Below are 24,931 nucleotides of genomic sequence, written 5' to 3'. Positions count from 1 at the left end.
CGACAGGACGGGTGCGGCCGGGCCGCGCCCGCCGTCGGTTTCGACGGCGGAGGGCGCGCCGCATGCGACGCCCGCTTCCGCCGCGGCGGCCGTATCGTCCGCGACGGCGGCGCTCGCGGCATCGCAAGCGATGCCTGCGTCCGCGCGTGCCGCGCAGCCCGGATCATCGGCTTCAACGGCAGCCGCGATGAGCGCCGCCGGTTCGCCGGCTCGCCCCGCGTCCGAAGCCGTCCATGCCGGCGCAGCCGTCCGGGCGGCTTTCGCGAAGACGAGCGAGGCCGCACCGAAGCCCGCGTCGCCCGCGCCGGCTTATGCCCCCAAGCTCGCGAAACCGGCATCGGCTGCGCGTGCGCCGCAACGGGCGAGCGCGGCTCAGCCGGCCGAAACCGCATCGGCGTTTGCGCTCAAGCGTCCCGTATTGTCGAACGAGTCGCAGCCGGCGCTCGCCGCGTCCTCCTCGGATGACGATTGGGAAACCTTTTGATTTCTGATCCGACATGACGCCCGCCCGTGCCGCTCTTCGCTCCGACGTGCCTGATGCGCCCGAACCGCTCGCGCTGCCGGGCGACGCCGCACGGGATTTCTCGTTTACGTCGGCCGATTTCGCAAAGATCCGCACGCTGATCCATCGGGTCGCCGGCATCTCGTTGTCCGAGCATAAGCGCGATATGGCGTACAGCCGGCTCGCACGGCGTTTGCGCGCGCGCGGGCTGACCCGCTTTTGTGACTATCTGGAACTGCTCGAGCGCGATGATGATCCGGCCGAATGGGAAGCTTTCACGAATGCGCTGACCACCAATCTGACCGCGTTTTTTCGCGAGGCGCATCACTTTCCGATCCTCGCGGAGTTCGTCAAGCGCCGCGAGCCGCCGGTATCGGTGTGGTGCTCGGCGGCGTCGACGGGCGAGGAGCCGTATTCAATCGCGATGACACTCGTCGAGGCACTGGGCGAGCATGCCGCACGCTCGGCAAGCGTGATCGCGACGGATCTCGACACGCAAGTGCTCGCGAAGGCGCAAGCGGGTGTCTATGCGTTCGAGCAGGTCAGGCATTTGTCGCCGGAGCGGCTCAAGCGCTTCTTTCTGAAGGGAACGGGCGCGCAGGCCGGGCGCGTGAAAGTGCGCCCGGATTTGCGCGCGATGATTCGCTTCGCGCAGCTCAACCTGACGGATGCCGACTACGGTTTCTCGAAACCGTTCGACGCAATCTTTTGCCGCAACGTGATGATTTACTTCGACAAGCCGACACAAGCGCAAGTGCTCGCGCGCTTCGAGCCGCTGATGAAGCCGGGCGGCCTGCTATTCGCCGGCCATTCGGAGAACTTCTCGTATGTCACGCGGGCGTTTCAGTTGCGCGGCCAGACGGTCTACGAACTTGCACGGGGCGCGGCGCCGAGCGGGGAAGCGCCACGATGAGCGCGCTGCCGATCGCGGCCAATCTCTATTTCGATACGCACTTTCGCCGGCGCGGCGTGAAGCTGCTGCCGAACGAGTTCTATACGACCAATGAAGACATGGTGCTCGTGACCGTGCTCGGATCGTGTGTTGCCGCGTGCCTGCACGATCCCGTCGCGCGGATCGGCGGGATGAATCATTTCATGCTGCCGGACGACGGCGCGGACCCGGGCGCGGCCGCATCCGAATCGATGCGCTATGGCGCCTACGCGATGGAAGTGCTGATCAACGAGCTGATCAAGGCGGGCGGGCGCCGCGAGCGCTTCGAGGCGAAGGTGTTCGGCGGCGCGGCGGTGCTTGCCGGCATGACGACGATCAACATCGGCGATCGCAACGCCGATTTCGTGCGCCGCTATCTCGCGCTCGAGCGCATCCGCCTGAGTGCCGAGGATCTGCAGGGCGTGCATCCGCGCAAGGTCGCGTTCATGCCGTATACCGGCCAGGCGATGGTAAAGAAGCTGCGCGTGCAGATGCCCGCCGTGACCGAGCGTGAAGCGGCGCTGCTTGCCCGCGAGACGGCCGCGGCGCGCGGCGCGCGCGACGGCGGCGGCCCGCGCGCGCGCGTCGAGCTGTTCGGCGCTGGCGCGCCGCACCCGGCCGCGCCAGCGCGCATGGAAAGGTTCGGTACACGGGCTGCGCCGCAGTCCGTCACGGGAAAGCAGGAGGCTTGAACACTGTGCAAAAGAAAATCCGAGTGCTGTGCGTCGACGATTCGGCGCTGATCCGCAGCCTGATGACCGAGATCATCAATGGCCAGCCGGACATGGAGGTGTGTGCGACCGCGCCCGATCCGCTGGTCGCGCGAGAGTTGATCAAGCAGCACAACCCGGACGTGCTGACGCTCGATGTCGAAATGCCGCGCATGGACGGGCTCGATTTCCTCGAGAAGCTGATGCGGTTGCGGCCGATGCCGGTCGTCATGGTGTCGTCGCTGACCGAGCGCGGCTCGGAGATCACGCTGCGCGCGCTCGAGCTGGGCGCGGTGGATTTCGTCACGAAGCCGCGCGTCGGCATTCGCGACGGGATGCTCGATTACGCGGAAAAGCTCGCCGACAAGGTACGCGCGGCGTCGCGCGCACGCGTTCGGCAACACACGCGCCCGGTCCAGGCGGCGGCCTCGGCCGGGCAGCCCGCCGGCGGCGCGCCGCTCGTGAACAACCCGCTCGTCAGTACCGAGAAGCTGATCATCGTCGGCGCGTCGACGGGCGGCACCGAGGCGATCCGCGAAGTACTCACGCCGCTGCCGCCCGACGCGCCCGCGGTGCTGATCGCGCAGCACATGCCGCCCGGCTTCACGCGCTCGTTCGCGCAGCGTCTGAACGGGCTGTGCCGGATTTCGGTGAAGGAGGCGGAGCACGGCGAGCGCGTGCTGCCAGGGCATGCGTACATCGCGCCCGGTCACGCACACCTGCTGCTCGCGCGAAGCGGCGCGAACTATATCGCGCACCTGTCCGACGAGCCGCCCGTCAACCGCCACCGGCCGTCGGTCGATGTGCTGTTCCGCTCGGCCGCGCAGCACGCGGGCAAGAACGCGCTCGGCGTGATTCTGACCGGAATGGGACGCGACGGCGCGGCCGGGCTTGCCGAGATGAGAAAGGCGGGCGCGTACACGTTCGCTCAGGACGAGGCGAGCTGCGTCGTATTCGGGATGCCGCGCGAGGCGATTGCGGCGGGTGGCGTCGACGACATCTCGCCGCTTGCCGATCTGAGCCGGCGCATCATGGCGCGCCTCGCGTCGATGGGCGAGCGCGTGCAGCGCGTGTAGCGCGAGTGCGCCGGGCGGCGCGCCGATCCGGCGGAGCCTGCGGCGGCGCGACCGGCATCACGGCAAAACCCCGGTCACGGAATTCGAATCTGGAAAGGAACAGAAGATGGACAAGAGCATGAAGATACTGGTGGTGGACGATTTTCCGACGATGCGTCGAATCGTGCGCAACCTGCTGAAAGAATTGGGCTATTCGAACGTCGACGAGGCGGAGGACGGCTTGGCCGGCCTCGCGCGGCTGCGCGGCGGCGGCTACGACTTCGTGATCTCCGATTGGAACATGCCGAATCTCGACGGCCTCGCGATGCTCAAGGAGATTCGCGCGGATGCGTCGCTCGCGCATCTGCCGGTGCTGATGGTGACGGCCGAATCGAAGAAGGAGAACATCATTGCGGCCGCGCAGGCGGGCGCGAGCGGCTACGTCGTGAAGCCGTTCACCGCGGCGACGCTCGACGAGAAGCTCAACAAGATCCTGGAAAAGCTGGCGAAGGCGGGGAGCTGACGTGAACGAGCCGACCCATGCGGCGCCCGCCGTCGGCGGTGCGCACGGCCAGCCGGCCGACATGACAGAAGCGGCCGGATCCACCGGCTCGATTGAGGCGGCTGATCTGGCGAGCGACCGCATCCTCGCGCGCGTCGGCCAGGTGACGCGCACCCTGCGCGATTCGATGCGCGAACTTGGGCTCGACAAGCACGTCGCGCAGGCGGCGGAAGCGGTGCCCGACGCGCGCGACCGGCTGCGTTACGTCGTCGCGATGACCGAGCAGGCGGCCGAGCGGGTGCTCACCGCGATCGAGATCGCGAAACCGGTGCAGGCGCGTCTGCAGGAGGAAGCGGCGGCGCTCGATGCGCGCTGGGCGAGGTGGTACGAGACGCCGATCGAGCGCGCGGAAGTGCGCGTCCTGATGGACGACACCCGCGCCTTCCTGCGCGCGTTGCCGCAGGCGACCGGCGCGACCAACGCGCAACTCCTCGAGATCATGCTCGCGCAGGACTTCCAGGATCTGACCGGTCAGGTCATCAAGAAGATCATGGAGATGGTCTACCTGATCGAACAGCAATTGCTGAGCGTGCTGGTCGAGAACATCGCGCCGCAGCGGCGAGAGCAGTTTGCCGCGACGGCAGCCGCGCTTGCCGCCGAACAGGCGGGCGCGCCGGGGACGCCGGATTCGCTGCTGAACGGCCCGCAGATCAACCCGGAAGGCAAGACAGACGTCGTTCAAGACCAGGCGCAAGTTGACGATCTGCTCGCGAGCCTCGGTTTTTGACCGGAGGGCCGGCGGTATCGGTTCGTAATAAAAAACAATTATCGAGATTGCTGCCGGTAGAATTCGGCCCCGATTGGCAGGCATACTACTCTCCTCGTTCGTGGGGTCTTGCGAACTTTTATTTTCATTTCAATTGTCGATAATGGCCGAGGCGGCGGACGCGGGCCACCGTGCCGTGCGCTCACGACGAAGATCTGGATGTGAGGAGAGGCAGATTGTTGAGATTGAATCGATCAAGCCGGCTCGCCGCGATAGCGGCCGGTTTCACGGGCGCATGGCTCGTTGCAGCATTGCCCGCTCATGCGGCGCTCGGCGGCGCGCCGATCACGCCGCCCGCTGCCGACTCGGCCGCGAAAGTGCACACGTTGCAGCGCAGCACCCGCGCGGCGGGAGGCTCGGCGGCGGCGTCGGCTCAGGCCGGCTACGCGGTGCGGGAAACCACGTTCGGCTCGGGCACGGTCGTGCGCGAGTACGTGTCGACGGCGGGCACTGTGTTCGCGCTGTCGTGGCGCGGGCCCGTCGTGCCGAACCTCTCCGATCTGCTCGGCAGCTATTTCCCGCAGTACCAGGCGGGCGTGAAGGCGTCGCGCGACGCGCGCGGGCCGCGCGCGCCGGCCACGATCGAAACGAGCGGGCTCGTCGTCCACACGGGCGGCCACATGGGTGCGTTCTCCGGCCAGGCTTGGCTGCCGCAGTCGTTGCCGGCGGGTTTCTCCGCCAACGACATCCAATGATCGCGACGGAGGACGAATCTTGCGCTTCAATCACATTCTGACTCGCTGGCTCGGCGCGTTCGGCATCGCGGCGGCCACGGCCGTGCTCGTTGCCGGGTGCGGCGGCGGCGATAGCGGCAGCTCGAATACGTCGGCGTCGAGCGGCTCGTCTAATTCGTCTAATTCGTCGGGTTCGTCCGGCTCGAGCGGTTCGTCCGGTTCGAACGGCGGCGCGACCAACCCGACGGGCGGCGGCTCGGCAGGCGGCGGCACGCCGCTCGCATCGAATCAGGCGGCAATCACCGTCGGCAGGGGCGTGGCGAACGTCGTCAACATGCCAACCGTCAGCGTGACCGTTTGCGCGCCCGGCACGTCGGCTTGCCAGACGATCGACAACGTGCTCGTGGACACCGCGTCATACGGGCTGCGGCTCATCGGCTCGGCCGCCACGGGCGTGCTCGGCAGCCTGCCCGTGTCCGCCGGCAGCAATGGCGGTGCGCTCGCGGAGTGCGGCCAGTTCGTGACGAGCTACACGTGGGGCACGGTGCGCACCGCCGACGTGAAGATCGCCGGCGAGCAGGCAAGCGGCTTGCCGATCCAAATCATCGGCGATCTTGGTTCGGCCGGCGTGCCGAACTCGTGTTCGAACGGCAACCCGTCGTCCAACACGGTCGCGGATCTCGGTGCGAACGGTATTCTCGGGATCGGGCCCGCGCCTTACGACTGCGGCGCGAACTGCGCGGCTTCACCGCTCTACAGCAATTACTACGAGTGCGCGGGCGGCAATTCGAGCTGCCAGCCTGCGGCGGTGCCGCTGTCGCAGCAGGTCGCCAATCCGGTGCCGCGCTTCGCGACCGACAACAACGGTGTGAGCGTCGCGTTCACCACACCGGCAAACGGCGTTGCCTCCGGCACGCTGACGTTCGGCATCAATACGCAGACGAACAATGCGCTGCCGTCCAACGCGGCGGTGTTCACGTCGACGACGTCGGGCGACCTGACGGGCACGCTGCTCGGACGCATGGTCAGCACGGTGTTCTTCGATTCGGGCTCGAATGCGTACTTCTTCGACACCACCAGCAGCGCCGCCGTCTCGTTGCCGACCTGCAGCAACAACGTGTCGTTCTATTGCCCGTCGAGGCTGACGGCGATTACGGCTACCGTCACCGGTCTGAATGGCGCGCAAGCGTCGTTGCCGATCTCGATCGATAACGCGAACGCGCTGTTCGGCGCGAGCACCTACGCGATCGCGAACCTCGGCGGGCCGTTCGGCGGGTCGCAGACACTCGACTTCGGCCTGCCGCATTTCTTCGGCAAGACGCTGTATTTCGGCATGGATCTGCGCAGCAACGGCGGCGCGGCGCCGTTCATCGCGTTCGCGTCGTGACTTGGCGCGCCCGCCGGGTAGCGCCGGCGGGCGGACGACTCACGCTCACGGCAAAAAGGGCGCGACCGTGCCCTTTTTGCGGCGCAGCACGGAATCCGCGCGGCCAGCGCCTATCATCGTTAAGTTGTCTCGACGAGGAGAAGCGCCATGACCGCGTCCGTGCGGCGCATCACACCCTTCCTGTGGTTCGACCGCAATGCCGAGGAAGCGGTGACGTTCTACATATCCGTGTTCGACAACGCGCGAATCACGCGCGTCGCCCGGTATGACAAAGCCAGCGCGCGGGTGTCCAACCAGGAAGAAGGCGCCGTGATGACGGTTGCCTTCGAGCTGGACGGCCAAGGCTTCGTCGCGCTCAATGGCGGACCGGTGTTTCAGTTCAATCCGGCCGTGTCGTTCGTGGTCAACTGCGCGACGCAGGACGAAATCGATTACTACTGGGACAAGCTGTCCGAAGGCGGCGATGCACGCGCGCAGCAATGCGGCTGGCTCAAGGATCGCTTCGGCCTGTCGTGGCAGATCGTGCCGGAGCAGTTGCCGGCGCTCGTTGCGGATGCCGATCCCGAACGCGCGGCGCGCGCAATGCAAGCGCTGATGCAGATGAAGAAAATCGATCTTGCCGCGCTGCAACGGGCGGCGGGCGGCTGAGCGGGCCGGGCGGCCGCCAGCGGCGGCATGCCTGGGCGCCAGGACGCTATCGCGCGGCCGTGTGTTCGGCGACGGCGCTGAGCGGGCGGCGTTTCATGCCGCCAGCCTGTTTCATCTGCCGGCTTGACCCGCACGCCCAACCCGTCGGCTTAACCGGTCCGTCCCATCTGTCCGTTCACCCCGCCAAGCTCGTCGAGCATGCCACCGGGCGTGTGCATCTCGTGTAGTCAGACACGGGGCCGCCGAACGCGCAGCGTTGTTCATATCGCTCTGCGTTGTGCCGGGCGTAGTCCGAACATGCCGCCGGACGCGTGCCGTCTCGCGCCTCACCTCTAGACCAACAGGCTCGCCGATCACGCGGCGTTGCCCATACCGCCCTGCGTTTTGCCGCGCGCAATCCGCGGGACGCCGCTCATCGCACATGCGCTCCGCCCCGCTCGCCGCACGCCCCGTCGATCGCCCACCCAGGGATGCATGCCGGTGACGCCGGTCTGCCGGACCGGTCCGCCGAGCGTTGTGCCCCGTCGGCCGGATTAGCGCCGGCACATTTCGTCGCTTGCATGCCGCCGCGCCCGTTTTCCCGATCCGGAGAAATACCCCCGTTTCCCTGCTTTGCTCGACCGATCGCCGATTGACGCGCGCGGGAATAATCGTCGTCACTGGCAAGCGGCAGCCCGCCGCGCCCGCATGGAGGCCCGCGTGGCAGAGGACAGCGATCTCGACCGGACAGAAGCCGCCACCCCGAAACGCCGCGAGAAAGCGCGCGATGAAGGGCAGGTCGCGCGTTCGCGCGAGCTGGCGTCGTTCGCGCTGCTGTCGGCGGGCTTTTACGGCGCGTGGCTGCTCGCGGCGCCGATCGGCGCGCACCTGTGCACGATGCTCACGGCGGCATTCTCGTTCGACCGCGCCCGCGCGTTCGACACCAGCCGCATGCTTGCCGACGCCGGCCGCGCGGGCGCCGAAGGGCTGTACGCGCTCGCGCCGGTGCTCGCGTTGACGGGCATCGCTGCGCTCGCCGCGCCGCTCGCGCTCGGCGGCTGGCTGATATCGACAAAGACCTTCGAGCTGAAGCTCGAACGGCTGAATCCGCTGGCGGGCCTCGGCCGCATTTTTTCGATGCGCGGCCTGATCCAGCTTGGAATGGCGATCGCGAAAACGCTCGTTGTCGGCGTGATCGGCGGTGTCGCGATCTGGCGTGCGAAAGACGATCTGCTCGGTCTCGTGTCGCAGCCGCTCGTGCAGGCGCTGGCCGACGCGCTGCATCTCGTCGCCGTGTGCTGCGGGATGACGGTTGCGGGGATGCTCGTCGTCGCGGGCCTCGATGTGCCGTACCAACTCTGGCAGCACGACAAAAAGTTGCGGATGACGAAGGAAGAGGTGAAGCGCGAGCATCGCGAAAACGAGGGCGATCCGCATGTGAAGGGGCGGATCCGCCAGCAGCAGCGCGCGCTGGCGCGCCGCCGGATGATGGCGAACGTGCCGACGGCCGACGTCGTGGTCACGAACCCGACGCATTTCGCGGTCGCGCTCAAATACACGGATGGCGAGATGCGCGCGCCGAAGGTGGTCGCGAAAGGCGTGAATCTCGTCGCCGCGCGGATTCGCGAGCTGGCGGCCGAGCACCGCGTGCCGCTGCTCGAAGCGCCGCCGCTCGCGCGTGCGCTCTATCACCACGTCGAACTCGAACGCGAGATTCCGGGCGCGCTCTATGCGGCCGTCGCGGAAGTGCTTGCGTGGGTGTATCAACTGAAGCGCTTTCATGCACAAGGCGGCGAGGCGCCCGCGATGCCGGTCGATCTCGACGTGCCCGCCGAACTCGACAAGGGCGCGCGCGTGGCGTCCGAAGACGAGCGCGAGGAGGCCGAAGATGCGCTCGGCGGCGCGGACGGCGATCATGGGCGCGGCATGCGCCGTATGGCCGACGATGAAAGCCGCGCAGGCCGGGAAAACCGCAACCGTCGCGACGGCGACGCCGCAGGCGCGGCATGAGCACGCCGGCCGCTTTCCTCTCGAAGCGCCCGCAGCTACTCGCGGGCGCGAACCTGCGCGCGCTCGCGGGTCCGGTGCTCATCTGCATGATCCTCGCGATGATGATCCTGCCGCTGCCGCCGTTGCTGCTCGATCTGCTGTTCACGTTCAATATCGCGCTGTCGGTGATGGTGCTGCTCGTCAGCATGTACACGATGAAACCGCTCGATTTCGCGGCATTTCCGAGCGTGCTGCTGTTCTCGACGCTGCTCAGGCTGTCGCTGAACGTCGCGTCGACGCGCATCGTGCTGCTCGAGGGTCACACCGGCCCGGACGCGGCCGGCCAGGTGATCGAGGCGTTCGGCCATTTTCTCGTCGGCGGCAACTTCGCGGTCGGCATTGTCGTGTTCGTGATCCTGATGATCATCAACTTCATGGTGATCACGAAGGGCGCGGGGCGGATCGCCGAGGTGTCCGCGCGTTTCACGCTCGACGCGATGCCCGGCAAGCAGATGGCGATCGACGCCGATCTGAATGCCGGCCTCATCAACGAGGAGCAAGCGAAAAAGCGACGTCAGGCGGTGGCGCAGGAGGCGGAGTTCTACGGCTCGATGGACGGCGCGTCGAAGTTCGTGCGCGGCGATGCGATCGCGGGCCTCATCATCATGGCGATCAACGTGATCGGCGGGCTCATCGTCGGAATCGTCCAGCATGACATGAGCTTCGCGGCGGCGGGCAAGAACTACACGCTGCTGACGATCGGCGACGGTCTCGTCGCGCAGATTCCGTCGCTCGTGATCTCGACCGCGGCGGGCGTGATCGTGTCGCGCGTCGCGACCGACCAGGACATCGGCACGCAACTCACGACGCAACTTTTCACCAACCCGCGCGTGCTCGCGATCACCGGCTCGATCATCGTGCTGATGGGGCTGATTCCGAACATGCCGCATGCCGCATTCCTGCTGCTCGGCGGCGGCGCGCTCGCACTCGCGCGGACCATGGCCCGGCGCGAAGCCGCGAAGCGCGCGGCCGGCGCGATCGCCGACGTCGCCCCGCCCGCCGCGCTGCCGGCCGACAGCCACGAAGCGAGCTGGGAGGACGTGACGTTGATCGACCCGCTCGGGCTGGAGGTCGGTTACCGGCTGATTCCGCTCGTCGACAAGCATGACGACGGCGAGCTGCTCAAGCGCATCAAGAGCATCCGCAAGAAGTTCGCTCAGGAAATCGGCTTCTTGCCGCCCGTCATCCATATCCGCGACAACCTCGAACTGCGGCCGAACGCATACCGGATCGCGCTGAAGGGCGTCGAGGTCGGCGTTGGCGAAGCGTATCCGGGGCAGTGGCTCGCGATCAATCCGGGGCAGGTGACGGCCGCGCTGCCCGGCGCGCCGACGCAGGACCCGGCGTTCGGCCTGCCTGCCGTGTGGATCGATACGTCGCTGCGCGAGCAGGCGCAGGTGTACGGCTATACGGTCGTCGACGCGAGCACGGTCGTCGCCACGCACCTGAATCACCTCGTCGTCCAGCACGCGGCCGAGCTGCTTGGCCGGCAGGAAGTGCAGGCGCTCATCGAGCGCACCGGGCGCGACGCGCCGTCGCTCGTCGAGGATCTGGTGCCGAAGACGGTGTCGCTGACGACGTTGCAAAAAGTGCTGCAAAACCTGCTCGACGAAGGCGTGCCGATCCGCGACATGCGCACGATCATCGAGGCATTGTCCGAGCAGGCCGGCCGCCTCACCGATCCCTACGACCTCACCGCCGCGGTACGGCTCGCGCTTGGCCGCGCGATCACGCAGCAATGGTATCCAGGCTCGGGCGAGATGCAGGTGATGGGGCTCGACGCCAATCTCGAGCGCGTGCTGTCGCAGGCGCTCGCGACCGGCCCGAATCCGGGCCTCGAGCCGGGGCTCGCGCACACGCTGCTCGTCGGCACGCAGGACGCGATGCTGCGCCAGCAGAACATGGGGCTGCCGCCCGTGCTGCTGGTCCAGCACGCGCTGCGCGCGATGCTCGCGCGCTTTCTGCGGCGCAGCCTGCCGCAATTGAAGGTGCTGTCCTACGCCGAAGTGCCGGACACGCGCGCGATCAAGGTCATGAACGTCATCGGGAGTAGCGCTTGAACATTCGCAAATTCATTGGTCCGACGAGCCGCGATGCGCTGCGCCTCGTGCGCGAGGCGATGGGCGCCGACGCCGCGGTGTTGTCCAACAAGACGCTCGAAGACGGCCGCGTCGAGATCGTCGCGGTGCCCGCCGACGAACTCGCGGAAATTTCGGCGCGCCGTCCCGCTGGCGACGAGGCACACGGCGGCGCGCAGGCGCAGCAGCAGGCGCGCGTGCGTGCGGAGGGGCCGCGGCCCGTGCAGCCGGCGGGCCCGGCGCTTGCGCCCGGCGCGGCGCCGGCATTGTCGGCGGCGGCGTCGGAAAGCGCCGCGCCGTTTGCGACGCCGGCCTCGGCTGCCGCACTGCCGGGGCTGGGCGTGGCGGCTGCGCCGGCGTCGCGCATCGCGGCGAATTCGAATCCGTATGCGACGGGCGGGCTGCCGGACGTGTTCTCATCGGTGTTCGGCGCGAGCGCCGACCTGTCGGCCGATGCGATGACCGACATCGCCGCAGGAATCGGTGCGCACGCGTTCCCGACGGCCGCTGCGCATGGCGCGACAGGCGACGGCAGCCCCGTCGCGAATGCGCGCTCGGCAGCCGACGACCGATTCGCAGCCGACGACCGATTCGCAGCCGATGGCCGATTGGTTGCCGATGGCCGCGGCGTTGCGGATAGCCGGTCTGCAACCGGCGAGCGGCCTGCTGCCGACGCGCGATTTGCCGTCCGTGGCCGACTGGCCGCCGATGCCCCGCTTGCCAACGACGGCCGAGCCGTCGCCGACACCCCGCCCGCAGCGGCCGCCGCACCCGCCGCCGCGCCGCCCGAACCGGCACCGTGGCTCGTCGAGCACGCGAAGCGGCTGACGCAACAACTGGCCAAGCACGAGAAGCCGTCCAGCACGGGCACAGGCCCGCGCGCGGCGACGGCAGGCGCCGCCGCGTCGCGTGAATCGCTTGCGTCGGCGGGCGAGCCGCCCGTCTGGGCGCGCGACATCGTGCGCAACGTCGCGCGCCGGATGCCGGCCGCGGCCGGCGCGTCCCTGCAGAAATCGAAGCCAGCCGGCCTGCACGAGCCGCACGATACGGCGCTCAGCGTCGCGGATGCGGTGAACGCGCGGCTCGAACGCGTCGTCAACGATACCGTGATGCAGGCGCTCGGTTCGCTGCGCGAGCGAATGGACGAACAGTTCGCGGGCCTTGCATGGAACGAGCGCCAGCGCCGCAGCCCGGTGCACGGCGCGCTGACCAAGCGGCTCATCGCGGCGGGGTTCTCCGCGCAGCTCGCACGCACCGTCGTCGACCATCTGCCGGAAGGCGGCAGCCTCGGCACGCTCGACGCGGCGACCGACTGGGCGCAATCGGTGCTCGCGGCGAACCTGCCGGTGCTCGGCAGCGAGGATGCGCTGATGGAGCGCGGCGGCGTATTCGCGCTGATGGGGCCGACGGGCGTCGGCAAGACGACCACCACCGCGAAGCTCGCCGCGCGTTGCGTGATGCGCTTCGGCGCGAGCAAGGTCGCCCTGCTGACGACCGACAGCTACCGGATCGGCGGCCACGAACAACTTCGGATCTTCGGCCGGATTCTCGGCGTGCCGGTGCATGCGGTGAAGGACGGCGGCGATCTGCAGCTCGCGCTCGCGGAGTTGCGCAACAAGCACATGGTGCTGATCGATACGATCGGCATGAGCCAGCGCGACCGCGCGGTATCCGACCAGATCGCGATGCTGCACGGCGCGGATACGCCGGTGCAGCGCCTGCTGCTGCTCAACGCGACGAGTCACGGCGATACGCTCAACGAAGTCGTTCACGCTTACCGCCGCGCGGCCGGCCGGCCTGATGCCGCCGCGCCGGATCTCGCCGGCTGCATCCTGACGAAGCTCGACGAGGCAAGCAACCTGGGCGGCGCGCTCGACACGGTGATCCGCTACAAGCTGCCGGTGCATTACGTATCGACTGGCCAGAAGGTGCCGGAGAACCTGTATGTCGCGACGAAAAAATTCCTGCTGAAGAGCGCATTCTGCGCACCGCGCGACGATTCGCCGTTCGTGCCCGGCGACGACGACCTGCCGGCGATGTTGAGCGCATTGAGCGCGCGCGCCGGCGCGGAGCCGCATGAGGTCCGCTTTGGATAAGCGGATCGCCGACCAGGCCGAGGGGCTGCGGCGCCTGCTCGCGCAGCGCGGCGCGCGGCTCGTCGTGGTGACGGGCGGGCCGTCTGGCATCGGCTGCACGTCGGCGGTCGCGAACCTTGCCGCGGCGCTCGCCGCGCTCGGCAAGGACGTGCTCGTCGTCGACGAGCGCGCGAACGTCCGCTCGATCGCGGCAACGCTGTGCGGCTCGTGGTTGCGCGACGGCGAGCCGGTGCGGCACGAACTCGGGTTTTCGGTCTGCGCGGCATCGCGGCTGGCGCGCGACGGCTACAGCGGCGCACAGCGCGCTGCGCTCGCCGACGGCGCCGCCGACGTCGTGCTGATCGACGCGCAGCCCGATGCGAACGGCGCGCTGTCGATGCTCGCGCGCGACGCGCATGACGTGATCGTCGTCACGCGCGTATCGGCATCGGCGATCACCGAAGCTTACGCGCGGATGAAGCGGCTGCATTACGCGCACGCATTTGCGCAATTCCGCGTACTGATCAACCACGTGCACAGCACCGCCGACGCGCGGGCCGCCTACGAAAACCTCGCGGGCGTCGCGGGCCGCTATTTGCAGGTGTCGCTCGCGGATGCCGGGTGCGTTGCCGCCGATCCGCTGATCGAGCGCGCCCGTTCGCTTGCGCGCACCGTCGTCGATGCGTTTCCGTCGGCCGCCGCCGCGCGCGACTACCGGCGCATCGCCGCCGATTTGCTGTATTGGCCGATGCGCGCCACACCGGGCGCGGGGCGCGGCCGCACGGGCAATCCGGCGCTCGGGCACGGCGCGGCGCGGGCCGCCTGAACGCCACGAATGCCACGACGAACAGAGGCCACGATGTACAACGCTCAAGGAAAGATTTCCCAAGACGAAGTGCTGACGCAATATGCGCCGCTCGTGCGGCGTCTCGGATTGCAGCTCGTCGCGAAAATGCCGGCGAGCGTGGATCTCGACGACCTGATCCAGGCCGGAATGATCGGCCTGCTCGACGCGGCGGGCCGCTACAAGGAAGATCAGGGCGCGCAGTTCGAAACTTACGCCACGCAGCGCATCCGAGGCGCGATGCTCGACGAGCTGCGCAGCAACGATTGGCTGCCGCGCAGTCTGCGCAAGACGTCGCGCGAGGTCGAGCAGGCGGTGCATCAGGTCGAGCAGCGGCTTGGGCGGGCGGCACACGAAACCGAAATCGCCGCGCACCTGCAGATGCCGCTCGCCGAGTATCAGGCGATGCTGCAGGATCTGCACGGCAGCCAGCTCATCTACTACGAGGATTTCGACCGCTGCGCCGACGACGAACCGTTCCTCGACCGCTATCGTGCCGATCACGCCGATCCGCTCGCCGCGCTGCTCGACGATCATTTGCGCGGCGCGCTCGTCGATGCGATCGACAATCTGCCGGAGCGCGAGAAGCTGCTGATGTCGCTGTACTACGAGCGCGGGCTGAATCTGCGCGAGATCGGCGCGGTGCTGGAGGTCAGCGAGTCGCGCGTGTGCCAGTTGCATAGCCAGGCGGTCGCGCGGCTCAGAGCGAAGCTGCGCGAGCAGGCGTGGGTGGCCGCCGAAGGCTGAGCGGCCGGCCTTCGCGCGCGCTTGCCGCGCGCGGCGGAAAAATCCATCTCGATTTGCTACAATCCTTTCCTGTTTCCGAGGAGCGTTGCGACGGGCACGGCCCGCCAGGCTCGGAAACGGTCAACCAGGCGGTTTGGCATCGTCATTGCCGGCCGCTTACTTGAACGGCGCTCACGTCACAATTTTCTAGAACTTTTTTAGAAAGGAGGGCGTGATGAACGCCGCTGTCATCGATTCCCATTCCGCACAGGATTACGTCGTCGCCGATATCTCGCTTGCCGGCTGGGGCCGCAAGGAGCTGAACATCGCCGAGACCGAAATGCCCGGCCTCGTGCAGATCCGCGACGAATACAAGGCGCAGCAGCCGCTGAAGGGCGCGCGCATCGCCGGCTCGCTGCACATGACGATCCAAACGGGCGTGCTGATCGAAACGCTGAAGGCGCTGGGCGCCGAAGTCCGCTGGGCGTCGTGCAACATTTTCTCGACGCAGGATCACGCGGCCGCCGCGATCGCCGAATCGGGCACGCCGGTGTTCGCGTTCAAGGGCGAATCGCTCGACGAATACTGGGAATTCACGCACCGCATCTTCGAATGGCCGAACGGCGAGTTCGCGAACATGATTCTCGACGACGGTGGCGATGCGACGTTGCTGCTGATCCTCGGCGCGAAGGCCGAAAAGGACCGCTCGGCGATCGCGAAGCCCGCCAACGAGGAGGAAGTCGCGCTCTACAAGGCGATCGCGCGCCATCTCGACATCGACGGCACGTGGTACTCGAAGCGCCTCGCGCACATCAAGGGCGTGACCGAAGAGACCACGACGGGCGTGCACCGCCTGTACCAGATGGAAAAGGACGGCCGTCTGCCGTTCCCGGCGTTCAATGTGAACGACTCGGTGACGAAATCGAAGTTCGACAATCTGTACGGCTGCCGCGAATCGCTCGTCGACGGCATCAAGCGTGCGACCGACGTGATGATCGCGGGCAAGATCGCGCTCGTCGCGGGCTACGGCGACGTCGGCAAGGGCTGCGCGCAGTCGCTGCGCGGCCTGGGCGCCACCGTCTGGGTCACCGAGATCGATCCGATCTGCGCGCTGCAGGCGGCGATGGAAGGCTACCGCGTCGTGACGATGGAATACGCGGCCGACAAGGCCGACATCTTCGTGACGGCGACCGGCAACTATCACGTGATCAACCACGATCACATGAAGGCGATGCGCCATAACGCGATCGTCTGCAACATCGGTCACTTCGATTCGGAAATCGACGTCGCGTCGACCCGTCAGTACCAGTGGGAAAACATCAAGCCGCAGGTCGACCACATCATCTTCCCGGACGGCAAGCGCGTGATCCTGCTGGCTGAAGGCCGACTCGTGAACCTCGGCTGCGCGACGGGCCACCCGTCATTCGTGATGTCGAACTCGTTCACGAACCAGACGCTCGCGCAAATCGAATTGTTCACGCGCGGCGCCGAGTACGAGAACAAGGTGTACGTGTTGCCGAAGCACCTCGACGAGAAGGTCGCGCGCCTGCATCTCGCGCGGATCGGCGCGCAACTCTCGGAGCTGTCCGAAGAACAGGCGGCATATATCGGCGTGCCGAAGGCGGGCCCGTTCAAGCCGGATCACTATCGCTACTGATCCCGCACGGGCGCCGTCCGTACCCGGCGCGCAGGCACCGGGCGGCGAGCCGCCCGGCATGTGCCGCGCATGTCGTTGCGCATGCGTGGCACATGCCGGACGCGCCGCTCGGCGCCCCGCGCGTTTTCCGTCATCGGGGAGCGAACGCGCACGGCCCGATCGCCTTACGCTAGGAGCTTTGTTACATGACCGTTATCCTGACCTGGATCATCAACGCGCTCGCGCTTTTGAGCATCACGTATCTGGTGCCGTCGATCCACATCAAGAGCTTCGGCACGGCGCTCATCGTCGCGGTCGTGCTGGGGCTCATCAATGCGGTCATCCGGCCGCTTCTGATCCTGCTCACGTTGCCGGTGACCGTGCTGACGCTCGGCTTGTTCATCCTCGTCGTGAACGCGCTGTGCTTCTGGTTAGCGGCATCGCTGCTCAAGGGCTTCGAGGTGTCGGGGTTCTGGTCTGCGTTCTTCGGCTCGATCTTGTACAGCATCGTGTCGTGGCTGCTGTCCGCTCTCGTCTTCGGCCAGCGCAGCATCGGCTGACCGTTGGGCTTATCCATCATGAACCCGATCGAACTTTCCTTCGAATTCTTTCCGCCCAAGACAGCGCAAGGCGTCGACAAGCTGCGCACGACATGTGCGCAGCTCGCGCCGCTTGCGCCGAAATTCGTGTCCGTCACGTTCGGCGCCGGCGGCTCGACGCAGCAAGGCACGCTCGACACCGTGCTCGACATGCAGAAGGCGGGGCTCGAAGCCGCGCCGCATCTGTCGTGTATCGGCTCGTCGAAGGACAGCTTGCGCGCGATTCTTGACCAATATCGCTCGCATGGCATTCGCCACATCGTTGCGCTGCGCGGTGACTTGCCGTCGGGCATGGGCGAGGTCGGTGAGCTGCGTTACGCGTCCGAACTCGTCAGTTTCATCCGCGCGGAGCATGGCGACTGGTTTCGGATCGAAGTCGCCGCATATCCGGAATACCACCCGCAGGCCCGCTCGCCGAAGGCCGATCTCGAAAACTTCGTGCGCAAGGTGAAGGCGGGCGCGAACGCGGCGATCACGCAGTATTTCTATAACGCGGACGCCTACTTCCGTTTCGTCGACGATGCGGCGAAGCTCGGCGCCGACGTGCCGATCGTGCCGGGCATCATGCCGATCACGAATTTCTCGCAACTGGTGCGCTTCTCCGAGATGTGCGGCGCGGAAGTGCCGCGCTGGATCGCGCGCCGGCTCGAGAGTTTCGGTGACGATAAGGAATCGATTCGCGCGTTCGGCACCGACGTCGTCGCCGGGTTGTGCCGGCGGCTGGTCGACGCGGGCGTCCCCGGGCTGCATTTCTACACGCTGAACGGCGCGGCGGCGACCAAAGCGGTCTGCGAGCGGCTTGGCTTCTGAGTTTGCGGGGCGGCGGCCACAGCCCCCTGTTGTGCATCCGCAATGACGAGGCGAAACCAGCCGGTTTCGCCTCTTTTTTTACATGTGAGCGGAAGACGGCACGCCGCACGCGCATTGCCGCGCGGCGCGGGCGGGTGCGCGGCCTGCCGCTGCTTACCGCCGTCGCGGCCTTAAGGCTGTGCGCGCGCGAGCGGCGGCCGCTTGTCGAACCAGGGCCGCGCGAGTTCGAGCTGATGCGCCAGCGCGAACAGGCGCGCATCGTCGCCATGCCGCGCGACGAACTGCACGCCGACCGGCAGCCCGCGCGGCGTCCAGTAAAGCGGCACCGACATCGCCGGCTGCCCGGTCAGATTGAAAAGCTCGGTACAACCCGCCCACGCGAACGCCTTTCGTGACGTTTGTACCAGCATCTGCTTCAGCAGCGGCTTCACCGGCAGCATGCCGACCGCTTTCATCTGCGCGGTTTCGACCGGCGTCGGCAACAGCTCGCCGATCTTGACGGGCGGCCCGGCCAGCGTTGCGCACAGAATCACGTCGTAGCGTGAGACGACGCCCGCCACGCGTGCCGTGATCTGCCGCTGCAGTTCGAGCGCGCGCGGCAATTGCTCGCGTGCGAACCGGCGGCCGACCTGAGCCATCGCCCAGGTCGCCGGTTCGAACTCGGCGCGCTTGGGCTTGCGCCCCGTCATCTGCTGCGCGTCGAGTACGGCTGCTTCAGCGAAGGTGGCCCATAGCGTAAGGAATACCTCGCCGATCTGCTCGAAATCGATATTGAACGACGCCGGTTCGACGATATGGCCGAGCGACGCGGCGAGCTTGGCCGCGTCGTCGAGCGCGTCGCGCACGTCGGGGGAGAGCGCGGGGGCAAGCATCGGGTCGGTGATGTAGCCGATCTTGAGCGAGGCGGGCGGCGTGTCGAGCGCATCGAGATAGGGGCCGCCGTACACGGCGGCATCGCCCGACACGGCCCGGCCTGACGCGGCCCGGCCTGACGTCACGTCGAGCAGGAACGCGCTGTCGCGCACGCTGCGCGAAATCGCATGTTCGACGACGAGATTGCCCGGCGTGGCCCGGAGCGCGGCGGCCGGATCGTGCGATGGTTTGAAGCCGAACAGCCCGCAGCATGACGCGGGAATCCGGATCGAGCCGCCGCCGTCGGACGCATGGGCGAGCGGCACGATGCCGGCGGCGACCGCCGCCGCCGCTCCGCCGCTCGAACCGCCCGGCGTGTGATCGAGACTCCACGGATTGCGGCATGCGCCGAAGAGCGCGGATTCGGTGTACGGCACCTGTCCGCACTCGGACGTGTTGGTCTTGCCGAAAATGTTTAACCCGGCGGCCTTCGTGCGGGCGATGAGCGGCGAATCCTCGGTGGGCACGTAATGACGGTAATGCCGGCTGCCCATCGACAGCGGCAGCCCGGCCACCGCGGCGCCGAGATCCTTGACGAGATACGGAACACCGGCGAACGGCCCGAGCAGCGCGCCCTGTGCCGCGCGCTCGCGCGCGGCCGCATAGTCGCTCAGTACGATTGCGTTGAGCGCCGGATTCAACGCGTCGGCGCGGTCGATTGCTGCATCGAGCAGTTCACGTGCGCTGACTTCGCGTCGAGCGACGAGCTGCGCGAGCCCGATTGCGTCATGTGACAGATAGTCGGCCAGCAAGGCGATCCCCCGTGTGGTCGAACGCGGCGAACGGTGCGATCCGACGCCGGGCGCAGGCGCGCGGAATGCATGCTCGCCGATTTCGTGGTGATGGCTTATGGTGATTTCATCGAAGCGACAGATTACAGATGCTCGGCGAGAAAAGTCAGCGTGCGGCCGTGGGCCAATGCCGCGGCGCGCTGATCATACGAAGCGCGCTCGGCGCAGTTGAAGCCGTGCTGCGCGTGCGGATACAGATGAAACTCGGCATTCGCGCGGCCGGTGAACGCGGCTTTGATCTTATCGACGGCCTCGAGCGGGATCGACGTATCGTGGCCCGCGTAGTGAAAGAGAATGGGCTGCGCGATTTTCGCGGCGGCATCGACGTGATTTTGGATGCCGCCGCCGTAATAGGCGACTGCGACGTCGACGTGCTGCTGCGACGCGGCGAGATACGCGAGGCGGCCGCCGAAGCAGTAGCCGATCGCGGCGAGCTTGCCTTCGACCTCGGGCCGTGCGCGCAATGCCGCAGCGGCTGCGCCGACGTCGGCGACGGCTTGCGCGACGTTGGTTTTTTGCAGCAGCTCGATGCCTCGGTCGCGGTCCGCGCCTTCATAGCCCAGCTCGACGCGGGGTTGCGTGCGCCAGAACACGTCGGGGGCGAGCGCGACGTAGCCATCGGCCGCATATTGGTCGGCGACCGACCGGATGTGGCTGTTGACGCCGAAGATTTCCTGGATGATGACGATGGCCGGGCCCTTGCCGCGCCTGGGCAGCGAGAGATAGCCGCCGAACGTATCGTTGCCTGCGGGGATATCGATCCATTGTGACGCCATGCTGAATCTCCTGTGTGTCGACGGGAGTTAGCGCTTTAGCGCTTACTCCCGTCCCATGCCGTGATTGGCTGGAATGGTGCTTCAGCAGCTACTCCAGCCTCACGGCGGTCGACGGGAGTTAGCGCTTTAGCGCTTACTCCCGTCCCATGCCGTGATTGGCTGGAGTGATGCTTCAGCAGCTACCCCAGTCCTACGGCGGTCGACGGGAGTTAACGCTTCAGCGCCAACTCCCATCCCGTGCTCTCCCGCTCTCCCGTCTCCGGCCAGAACCGGCCACGTCCCGCGGGTCGGAAAACGGCGAGCTAGTGTGCCATCAAACTCGCGCCGACGCAGCGCCGCAGCCATCCGTCGCACACTCTGCCTTCTCGCTACGCGATCGAATCGATCTGGATTATTCATTTTCCAGCCGCGTCGCACGCGGGTACAGTCCCCATACCGGCCGATCCCTCTCGTGCGCGGCGTTATCTTGTCGAGGTTCGCGATGATTTCCCGCTTTGATCCTACCCCGTTCGCCGCCCGCTTCGATTTGCGCTTGCCGCTCGTGCAAGCGCCGATGGTCGGCGTGACGACGTCCGCAATGGTTGCGGCCGTCTCGAATGCCGGCGCGCTCGGCAGTCTCGCCGGCGGGTCGTTTTCGCCCGACAAGCTCGCGGCCGAGATCGCGGCAGTGCGTGCGGCGACGAGCCGGCCGTTCGCCGTCAATCTGTTCGTCCTGCCCGATGTGCATCCGGACGAGGCGGCCGTGCGCCGCGCACTCGCCGTGATCGATCCGTTGCGCGCCGCATTCGAACTGCCGCCCGGCGCGCCGCTTGCGCGTTACGCGCCGGATTTTCGCGCGCAGTTCGATGCGCTCGTCGCTGCGCGCGTGCCGGTCGCGAGCTTTACGTTCGGCGCGCTCGATCGTGCCGATGTCGACCGGCTCAAGGCCGCGGGCACTTATGTGATCGGCACGGCCACGCATGTCGCCGAGGGGCTCGCCTGGCGCGATGCGGGCGCGGACGCAATTTGCGCACAAGGCGCGGAGGCGGGCGGCCATCGCGGCACGTTCATCGGCGCGGCCGACGATGCGCTGATCGGCACGATCGCACTCGTGCCGCAACTCGTCGACGCGACCGGATTGCCCGTGCTCGCGGCGGGCGGAATCATGGACGGACGCGGGATGGCGGCCGCGCTTGCGCTCGGTGCACAGGCCGCGCAACTCGGCACTGCTTTTATCACGTGCGCGCAAAGCGCGACGCCGGAAGCATGGAAAGCCCGCATCGCCACGAGCAGCGATACATCGACGACCGTCACGCGCGCGATCACAGGTCGGCATGCGCGCGGGATTCGCAATGCGTTGATCGCGCGGTTGTCGGCGCAACCCGATTCGGTGGCGCCCTATCCGGTGCAAAATGCGCTGACGCAGGAATTGCGGCAGGCGGCCGCACGCGCGGGCGACGGCGAATATCTGTCGCTATGGTCGGGCCAGGGCGCGCCGCTCGGCCGGCGGCGCGGCGCCGAGCAAACGGCCGCTCAGTTGGTCGATGCGCTCGATGCCGAATGGCGGGCGGCGGTTTCGCACGCGCCGGCGCGAGCCGACTGACTGCTCGATTCCGCCCGCCGGGTTCACCCGCGCGGTCGGCGCGGCAAAAATACGCGCCGGCTGCGCGATAGGCGGCGGGCTGCCCGCGAAACGGCCCGGCGCATGGATTAGCCGGTTGCTTGCCTGTCGAAATCACGACATGACGGCCCGGCGGCACGCACAGCCGCCGCGCCGTTCGCGGCTGCTTCAAGTTCGAGCGGCAACGTAAAAGCTCACGCCACGCTTCCGGACGAAAGGCGCGCCGGCCACGGAACGGCAAACGACGGCGTGCCGTCGCCCCGTCAAGCCGCATCAAATCTTTAACCGGCTCAACACCCTAGGCGCGATAAACGCGACAAACGCCGCGCACAGCGCGACGACGGACAGCCCGATCGACAAATTGGCCGCTTGCGTGACCGCGCCGATCACGACCGGGCCGAACAGCAGCCCGAAATAAGCGAGCCCGGCGACATGCGCAAGACCTTCGGCCGCATGAATGCCTTCGACGCGCGCGGCGGCGGCGAACAGCACCGGCATCATGTTCGCGAGGCCGAGCCCCATCAGCGTGAAGCCTACGAGCGCGACGGCCGGATACGGCATCAGCAGTGCGCCGACCATGCCGATGCACGCCAGCGCCGCGCTCGCGCAGATGAGCTGCGGTGCGCCGAAACGGGCGCGCACCGCATCGCCCGCGAAGCGCGCTGCCGCCATTCCGCCCGAAAACGCCGCATAGGCTGCGCTTGCAAGCGCCGGCGACGCGGCGACCACGTCGCGCATATAGACGGTGGCCCAGTCGTACATCGCGCCTTCCGCGATCAGCGCGACGAGCGCAATCGCGCCGAGCATCCACAGCGCGGCAGAGCGCCAGCGGTTCGTGCGCGGGCCGTTGCCGTGCGCGGCGGCATGCGGGACGTGCGGCAACACCGCCGGGCAGGCGACGGCGAGCACGGTCGCGCTGATGAGCGCGGCAAGCGCGAGATGGGCGGCGGGCGCCATGCCGGCGGACAGCAGCGCGCCACCCGCCGCCGCGCCCGCCATCCCGCCCGCGCTGAACATGCCGTGCAACATCGACATGATCGGCTTGTCGAATGCGGTTTCCACGGCGCTCGCCTCGGCGTTCATCGCGACGTCGAGCGTCGCCATCGAAAAGCCGAATAGCGCGAGCACCGCGAGCAGCAGCGCATAAGTCGGCGTGACCAGAATCAGCGCCGCGCATACGCACATCCCGATGCCGCCCGCCAGACACGCGGTGCGGGAGCCGACGCGCGCGATCCAGCGCGCATTGGTCGTCATCGCGACGATCGAGCCGACCGCGACCGCGAGGAGTGCGAACGACAGCAGCGCCGGCGACAGTGCGAATTTGTCGCGGACAGTCGGCACATGCACGCCCCAGGTTGCGTACATCATGCCGGCGACAAAAAAAAGCGCCATGGTCGCGGCACGCGCGCGTTGGCGCGTCGACGCGGGAAGCCCGCGACGAATCGCGCAGGAAGAGGCAAGATCGGGCGACTGGTCTGACACAGAAAACTCGTCGAAGGCAGCGGGATGAACGGGAGGGAAACGGCTCGCAGCTTACGGCGCGCTTCCACGAAGATCAGCGCCGATTCTAACGGAGCGTGTGGTCCGCCGCTTGGCTGACCCGGTTGCGCCACGCGCGCGGGCAAGCGATGCTGAGTTATCGGCTAGTCTCAACGCAAACGCGGCCGCGGGTTCTGATTGGCGTGCCGCGCGTGGCAGCAGATACGTCGAGCCGATCGCGCAACCGGCCGGGCTTGTCGATATTTGCCGGCCGCCGCATCCGGTCATGTTCCCCGGCTCGTTCTTTTTTCTATAAGGGGCTTCCACGTGAATATTCCCGCCGTCCTGCCACTTCATTTACTGCATCGCAATAAATTCGGCACGCTCGCCACGCAGTCTCGCCCGCTCGAAGGCACCGAGGGTGCGAGCTATCCATATCCGAGCGTCATGCCATACGCGCTCGATGCGCACCATCGGCCCATCATGCTGGTGAGCGGGCTTGCCGAACACACGCGCAATTTCATGGCTGATCCGCGCGTGGGGTTTCTCGTCACCGACGGCCTGGGCGCCGCAACCGCCGATGCAACCGAGAGCGACGTACTCGACGCTGAACGCGCGACGCTCGTTGGCCGCATCGAGCCGGTCGGCACCGATGCGCACGTGGCCGCTCGCTACCTGCGCTATCACCCGGACGCCGCGCGCTATCTCGCGCTTGGCGATTTTTCGTTCTGGGCGCTGACGTGCGAGCGGCTGCGCTATATCGGCGGATTTGGTCGGATGGGCTGGCTGGATGCGGCCGCGCTCGATCCGCTCGCGCCTGTCAGTTACGACGACGAGCGCGCATTATGGGACGAATGGGATGAATATGTTGCATCGCAGCAGCAGAGGTCCAAACTCGAACTGCTGGGTGTCGATCGCTATGGTGCGGATTGGCGTTGGCACGGAATCCGGCGGCGCACGCCATTCGATTCGCCGAAAATGGACATTGACGCGCTTGCCGCTGCATTGCGGGAAGCCGCAACTGTTTCACCGGCTTAAAAAAGAACTTACGATTTTGAACGCTTTTGCGACAGGTTTCGTATTTAAACTGAACATGTGAAATCGTACTTTCAAAGCGAAAACCTTTCGTTTGATGAAAACTTCCAAATCGGGAGTACTGTTCGGTTGCGCACTTTGCGAGCTTAAATTATGTGCTGTAATCAACTAATCCGCTTGTAAGACTCTCAATAACTTCGGAACTAGCAGATGCTGGCCAATTCAGACAATCGAATCACAAAATACAACATTTATTTCGATGTCTCAGTATTCACCCAATTCTGTTTTGTGCTAATCTTCGATCCAA

General features: G+C 66.9%; 21 protein-coding genes, 1 pseudogene and 1 riboswitch. Of the genes and pseudogenes, 19 read left to right on the top strand and 3 right to left on the bottom strand.

The window, feature by feature from the left end:
- From BSIN_RS26290 to metF, 17 genes and pseudogenes are all read left to right on the top strand, one after another.
- Positions 1-484, top strand: a pseudogene (locus tag BSIN_RS26290) (methyl-accepting chemotaxis protein); the annotation flags it as partial.
- A 13-nt stretch (positions 485-497) separates the two neighbouring features.
- Positions 498-1,415, top strand: a complete 918-nt coding sequence (locus BSIN_RS22610; protein ID WP_089342069.1) for a CheR family methyltransferase — start codon at positions 498-500, stop codon at positions 1,413-1,415.
- Entirely contained in the window at positions 1,412-2,125 is a 714-nt protein-coding gene (gene cheD / locus BSIN_RS22605; RefSeq protein ID WP_069233616.1) for a chemoreceptor glutamine deamidase CheD, read from the top strand. The genes BSIN_RS22610 and cheD overlap by 4 nt, the downstream gene beginning before the upstream one ends.
- 5 nt (positions 2,126-2,130) lie before the next feature.
- Positions 2,131-3,219, top strand: a complete 1,089-nt coding sequence (locus BSIN_RS22600) for a protein-glutamate methylesterase/protein-glutamine glutaminase (protein WP_173678742.1) — start codon at positions 2,131-2,133, stop codon at positions 3,217-3,219.
- A gap of 106 nt (positions 3,220-3,325) precedes the next feature.
- Positions 3,326-3,721 carry a chemotaxis response regulator CheY gene (gene cheY, locus BSIN_RS22595; RefSeq protein ID WP_059516180.1) on the top strand — a complete coding sequence of 132 codons (396 nt, stop codon included), beginning with the start codon at positions 3,326-3,328 and terminating at the stop codon, positions 3,719-3,721.
- Between the two features lie 61 nt (positions 3,722-3,782).
- Positions 3,783-4,487, top strand: a complete 705-nt coding sequence (cheZ, locus tag BSIN_RS22590; RefSeq protein ID WP_069235097.1) for a protein phosphatase CheZ — start codon at positions 3,783-3,785, stop codon at positions 4,485-4,487.
- Positions 4,488-4,705: 218 nt separating this feature from the next.
- Positions 4,706-5,221, top strand: a complete 516-nt coding sequence (locus BSIN_RS22585; protein ID WP_069235098.1) for a DUF2844 domain-containing protein — start codon at positions 4,706-4,708, stop codon at positions 5,219-5,221.
- Between the two features lie 19 nt (positions 5,222-5,240).
- A complete protein-coding gene (locus tag BSIN_RS22580; protein ID WP_089342067.1) occupies positions 5,241-6,587 on the top strand; it encodes a DUF3443 domain-containing protein in 1,347 nt (448 codons plus the stop codon).
- A 147-nt stretch (positions 6,588-6,734) separates the two neighbouring features.
- Positions 6,735-7,235 (top strand): VOC family protein, encoded by a 501-nt coding sequence (locus tag BSIN_RS22575; protein ID WP_059516186.1) that lies wholly within the window; start codon positions 6,735-6,737, stop codon positions 7,233-7,235.
- A 699-nt stretch (positions 7,236-7,934) separates the two neighbouring features.
- Entirely contained in the window at positions 7,935-9,224 is a 1,290-nt protein-coding gene (flhB, locus tag BSIN_RS22570) for a flagellar biosynthesis protein FlhB (RefSeq protein WP_173678739.1), read from the top strand.
- Positions 9,221-11,323 (top strand): flagellar biosynthesis protein FlhA, encoded by a 2,103-nt coding sequence (flhA, locus tag BSIN_RS22565; RefSeq protein WP_089342066.1) that lies wholly within the window; start codon positions 9,221-9,223, stop codon positions 11,321-11,323. The genes flhB and flhA overlap by 4 nt, the downstream gene beginning before the upstream one ends.
- A complete protein-coding gene (gene flhF, locus BSIN_RS25625) occupies positions 11,320-13,437 on the top strand; it encodes a flagellar biosynthesis GTPase FlhF (protein ID WP_143757520.1) in 2,118 nt (705 codons plus the stop codon). The genes flhA and flhF overlap by 4 nt, the downstream gene beginning before the upstream one ends.
- A complete protein-coding gene (locus tag BSIN_RS22555; RefSeq protein ID WP_089342065.1) occupies positions 13,430-14,242 on the top strand; it encodes a MinD/ParA family ATP-binding protein in 813 nt (270 codons plus the stop codon). The genes flhF and BSIN_RS22555 overlap by 8 nt, the downstream gene beginning before the upstream one ends.
- Positions 14,243-14,275: 33 nt before the next feature.
- On the top strand, positions 14,276-15,007 hold the full coding sequence (locus BSIN_RS22550) for an RNA polymerase sigma factor FliA (RefSeq protein ID WP_059516193.1): 732 nt from the start codon (positions 14,276-14,278) through the stop codon (positions 15,005-15,007).
- A 71-nt stretch (positions 15,008-15,078) separates the two neighbouring features.
- Positions 15,079-15,187, top strand: a riboswitch (S-adenosyl-L-homocysteine riboswitch).
- A 34-nt stretch (positions 15,188-15,221) separates the two neighbouring features.
- Positions 15,222-16,643 carry an adenosylhomocysteinase gene (gene ahcY, locus BSIN_RS22545; protein ID WP_089342064.1) on the top strand — a complete coding sequence of 474 codons (1,422 nt, stop codon included), beginning with the start codon at positions 15,222-15,224 and terminating at the stop codon, positions 16,641-16,643.
- 185 nt (positions 16,644-16,828) lie between these two features.
- Positions 16,829-17,182 carry a phage holin family protein gene (locus tag BSIN_RS22540; protein ID WP_059516197.1) on the top strand — a complete coding sequence of 118 codons (354 nt, stop codon included), beginning with the start codon at positions 16,829-16,831 and terminating at the stop codon, positions 17,180-17,182.
- An 18-nt stretch (positions 17,183-17,200) separates the two neighbouring features.
- Positions 17,201-18,031, top strand: a complete 831-nt coding sequence (metF, locus tag BSIN_RS22535) for a methylenetetrahydrofolate reductase [NAD(P)H] (protein ID WP_069233622.1) — start codon at positions 17,201-17,203, stop codon at positions 18,029-18,031.
- A gap of 170 nt (positions 18,032-18,201) precedes the next feature.
- Here the strand turns inward: metF and BSIN_RS22530 are convergent, their stop codons facing one another.
- Both BSIN_RS22530 and BSIN_RS22525 read right to left on the bottom strand, forming a co-directional pair.
- Positions 18,202-19,695: an amidase gene (locus tag BSIN_RS22530; RefSeq protein ID WP_369828240.1), complete on the bottom strand. Its 1,494-nt coding sequence runs from the start codon at positions 19,693-19,695 to the stop codon at positions 18,202-18,204.
- A 122-nt stretch (positions 19,696-19,817) separates the two neighbouring features.
- The gene (locus BSIN_RS22525; RefSeq protein ID WP_089342062.1) at positions 19,818-20,510 is read right to left on the bottom strand and encodes a dienelactone hydrolase family protein; all 693 of its coding nucleotides are present in this window, start codon (positions 20,508-20,510) and stop codon (positions 19,818-19,820) included.
- Between the two features lie 481 nt (positions 20,511-20,991).
- Between BSIN_RS22525 and BSIN_RS22520 the strand changes: the two genes are divergently transcribed.
- Positions 20,992-22,092, top strand: coding sequence for an NAD(P)H-dependent flavin oxidoreductase (locus BSIN_RS22520; protein WP_089342061.1), 1,101 nt, complete (start codon positions 20,992-20,994; stop codon positions 22,090-22,092).
- A gap of 291 nt (positions 22,093-22,383) precedes the next feature.
- Here BSIN_RS22520 and BSIN_RS22515 read toward each other — a convergent pair whose 3' ends face one another.
- Positions 22,384-23,592: an MFS transporter gene (locus BSIN_RS22515; protein ID WP_173678738.1), complete on the bottom strand. Its 1,209-nt coding sequence runs from the start codon at positions 23,590-23,592 to the stop codon at positions 22,384-22,386.
- A 324-nt stretch (positions 23,593-23,916) separates the two neighbouring features.
- Here BSIN_RS22515 and BSIN_RS22510 point away from each other — a divergent pair, with 324 nt between their 5' ends.
- On the top strand, positions 23,917-24,627 hold the full coding sequence (locus tag BSIN_RS22510) for a HugZ family pyridoxamine 5'-phosphate oxidase (protein ID WP_089342059.1): 711 nt from the start codon (positions 23,917-23,919) through the stop codon (positions 24,625-24,627).
- The last annotated feature ends 304 nt before the right edge of the window (positions 24,628-24,931 follow it).

Origin of the sequence: Burkholderia singularis, from assembly GCF_900176645.1 — a bacterium.
GTDB lineage: Bacteria > Pseudomonadota > Gammaproteobacteria > Burkholderiales > Burkholderiaceae > Burkholderia > Burkholderia singularis.
Note: the sequence above shows the minus strand (reverse complement) of the source record. Positions and strands in the feature narration are given on the sequence as shown.

Bases quoted from the DNA above. Each gene is read 5' to 3' on its own strand.
- BSIN_RS22610 (WP_089342069.1), top strand. From the start codon at position 498: ATGACGCCCGCCCGTGCCGCTCTTCGCTCCGACGTGCCTGATGCGCCC.
- cheD (WP_069233616.1), top strand. From the start codon at position 1,412: ATGAGCGCGCTGCCGATCGCGGCCAATCTCTATTTCGATACGCACTTT.
- cheY (WP_059516180.1), top strand. From the start codon at position 3,326: ATGGACAAGAGCATGAAGATACTGGTGGTGGACGATTTTCCGACGATG.
- cheZ (WP_069235097.1), top strand. From the start codon at position 3,783: ATGACAGAAGCGGCCGGATCCACCGGCTCGATTGAGGCGGCTGATCTG.
- BSIN_RS22575 (WP_059516186.1), top strand. From the start codon at position 6,735: ATGACCGCGTCCGTGCGGCGCATCACACCCTTCCTGTGGTTCGACCGC.
- flhA (WP_089342066.1), top strand. From the start codon at position 9,221: ATGAGCACGCCGGCCGCTTTCCTCTCGAAGCGCCCGCAGCTACTCGCG.
- BSIN_RS22550 (WP_059516193.1), top strand. From the start codon at position 14,276: ATGTACAACGCTCAAGGAAAGATTTCCCAAGACGAAGTGCTGACGCAA.
- ahcY (WP_089342064.1), top strand. From the start codon at position 15,222: ATGAACGCCGCTGTCATCGATTCCCATTCCGCACAGGATTACGTCGTC.
- BSIN_RS22540 (WP_059516197.1), top strand. From the start codon at position 16,829: ATGACCGTTATCCTGACCTGGATCATCAACGCGCTCGCGCTTTTGAGC.
- metF (WP_069233622.1), top strand. From the start codon at position 17,201: ATGAACCCGATCGAACTTTCCTTCGAATTCTTTCCGCCCAAGACAGCG.
- BSIN_RS22525 (WP_089342062.1), bottom strand. From the start codon at position 20,510: ATGGCGTCACAATGGATCGATATCCCCGCAGGCAACGATACGTTCGGC.
- BSIN_RS22520 (WP_089342061.1), top strand. From the start codon at position 20,992: ATGATTTCCCGCTTTGATCCTACCCCGTTCGCCGCCCGCTTCGATTTG.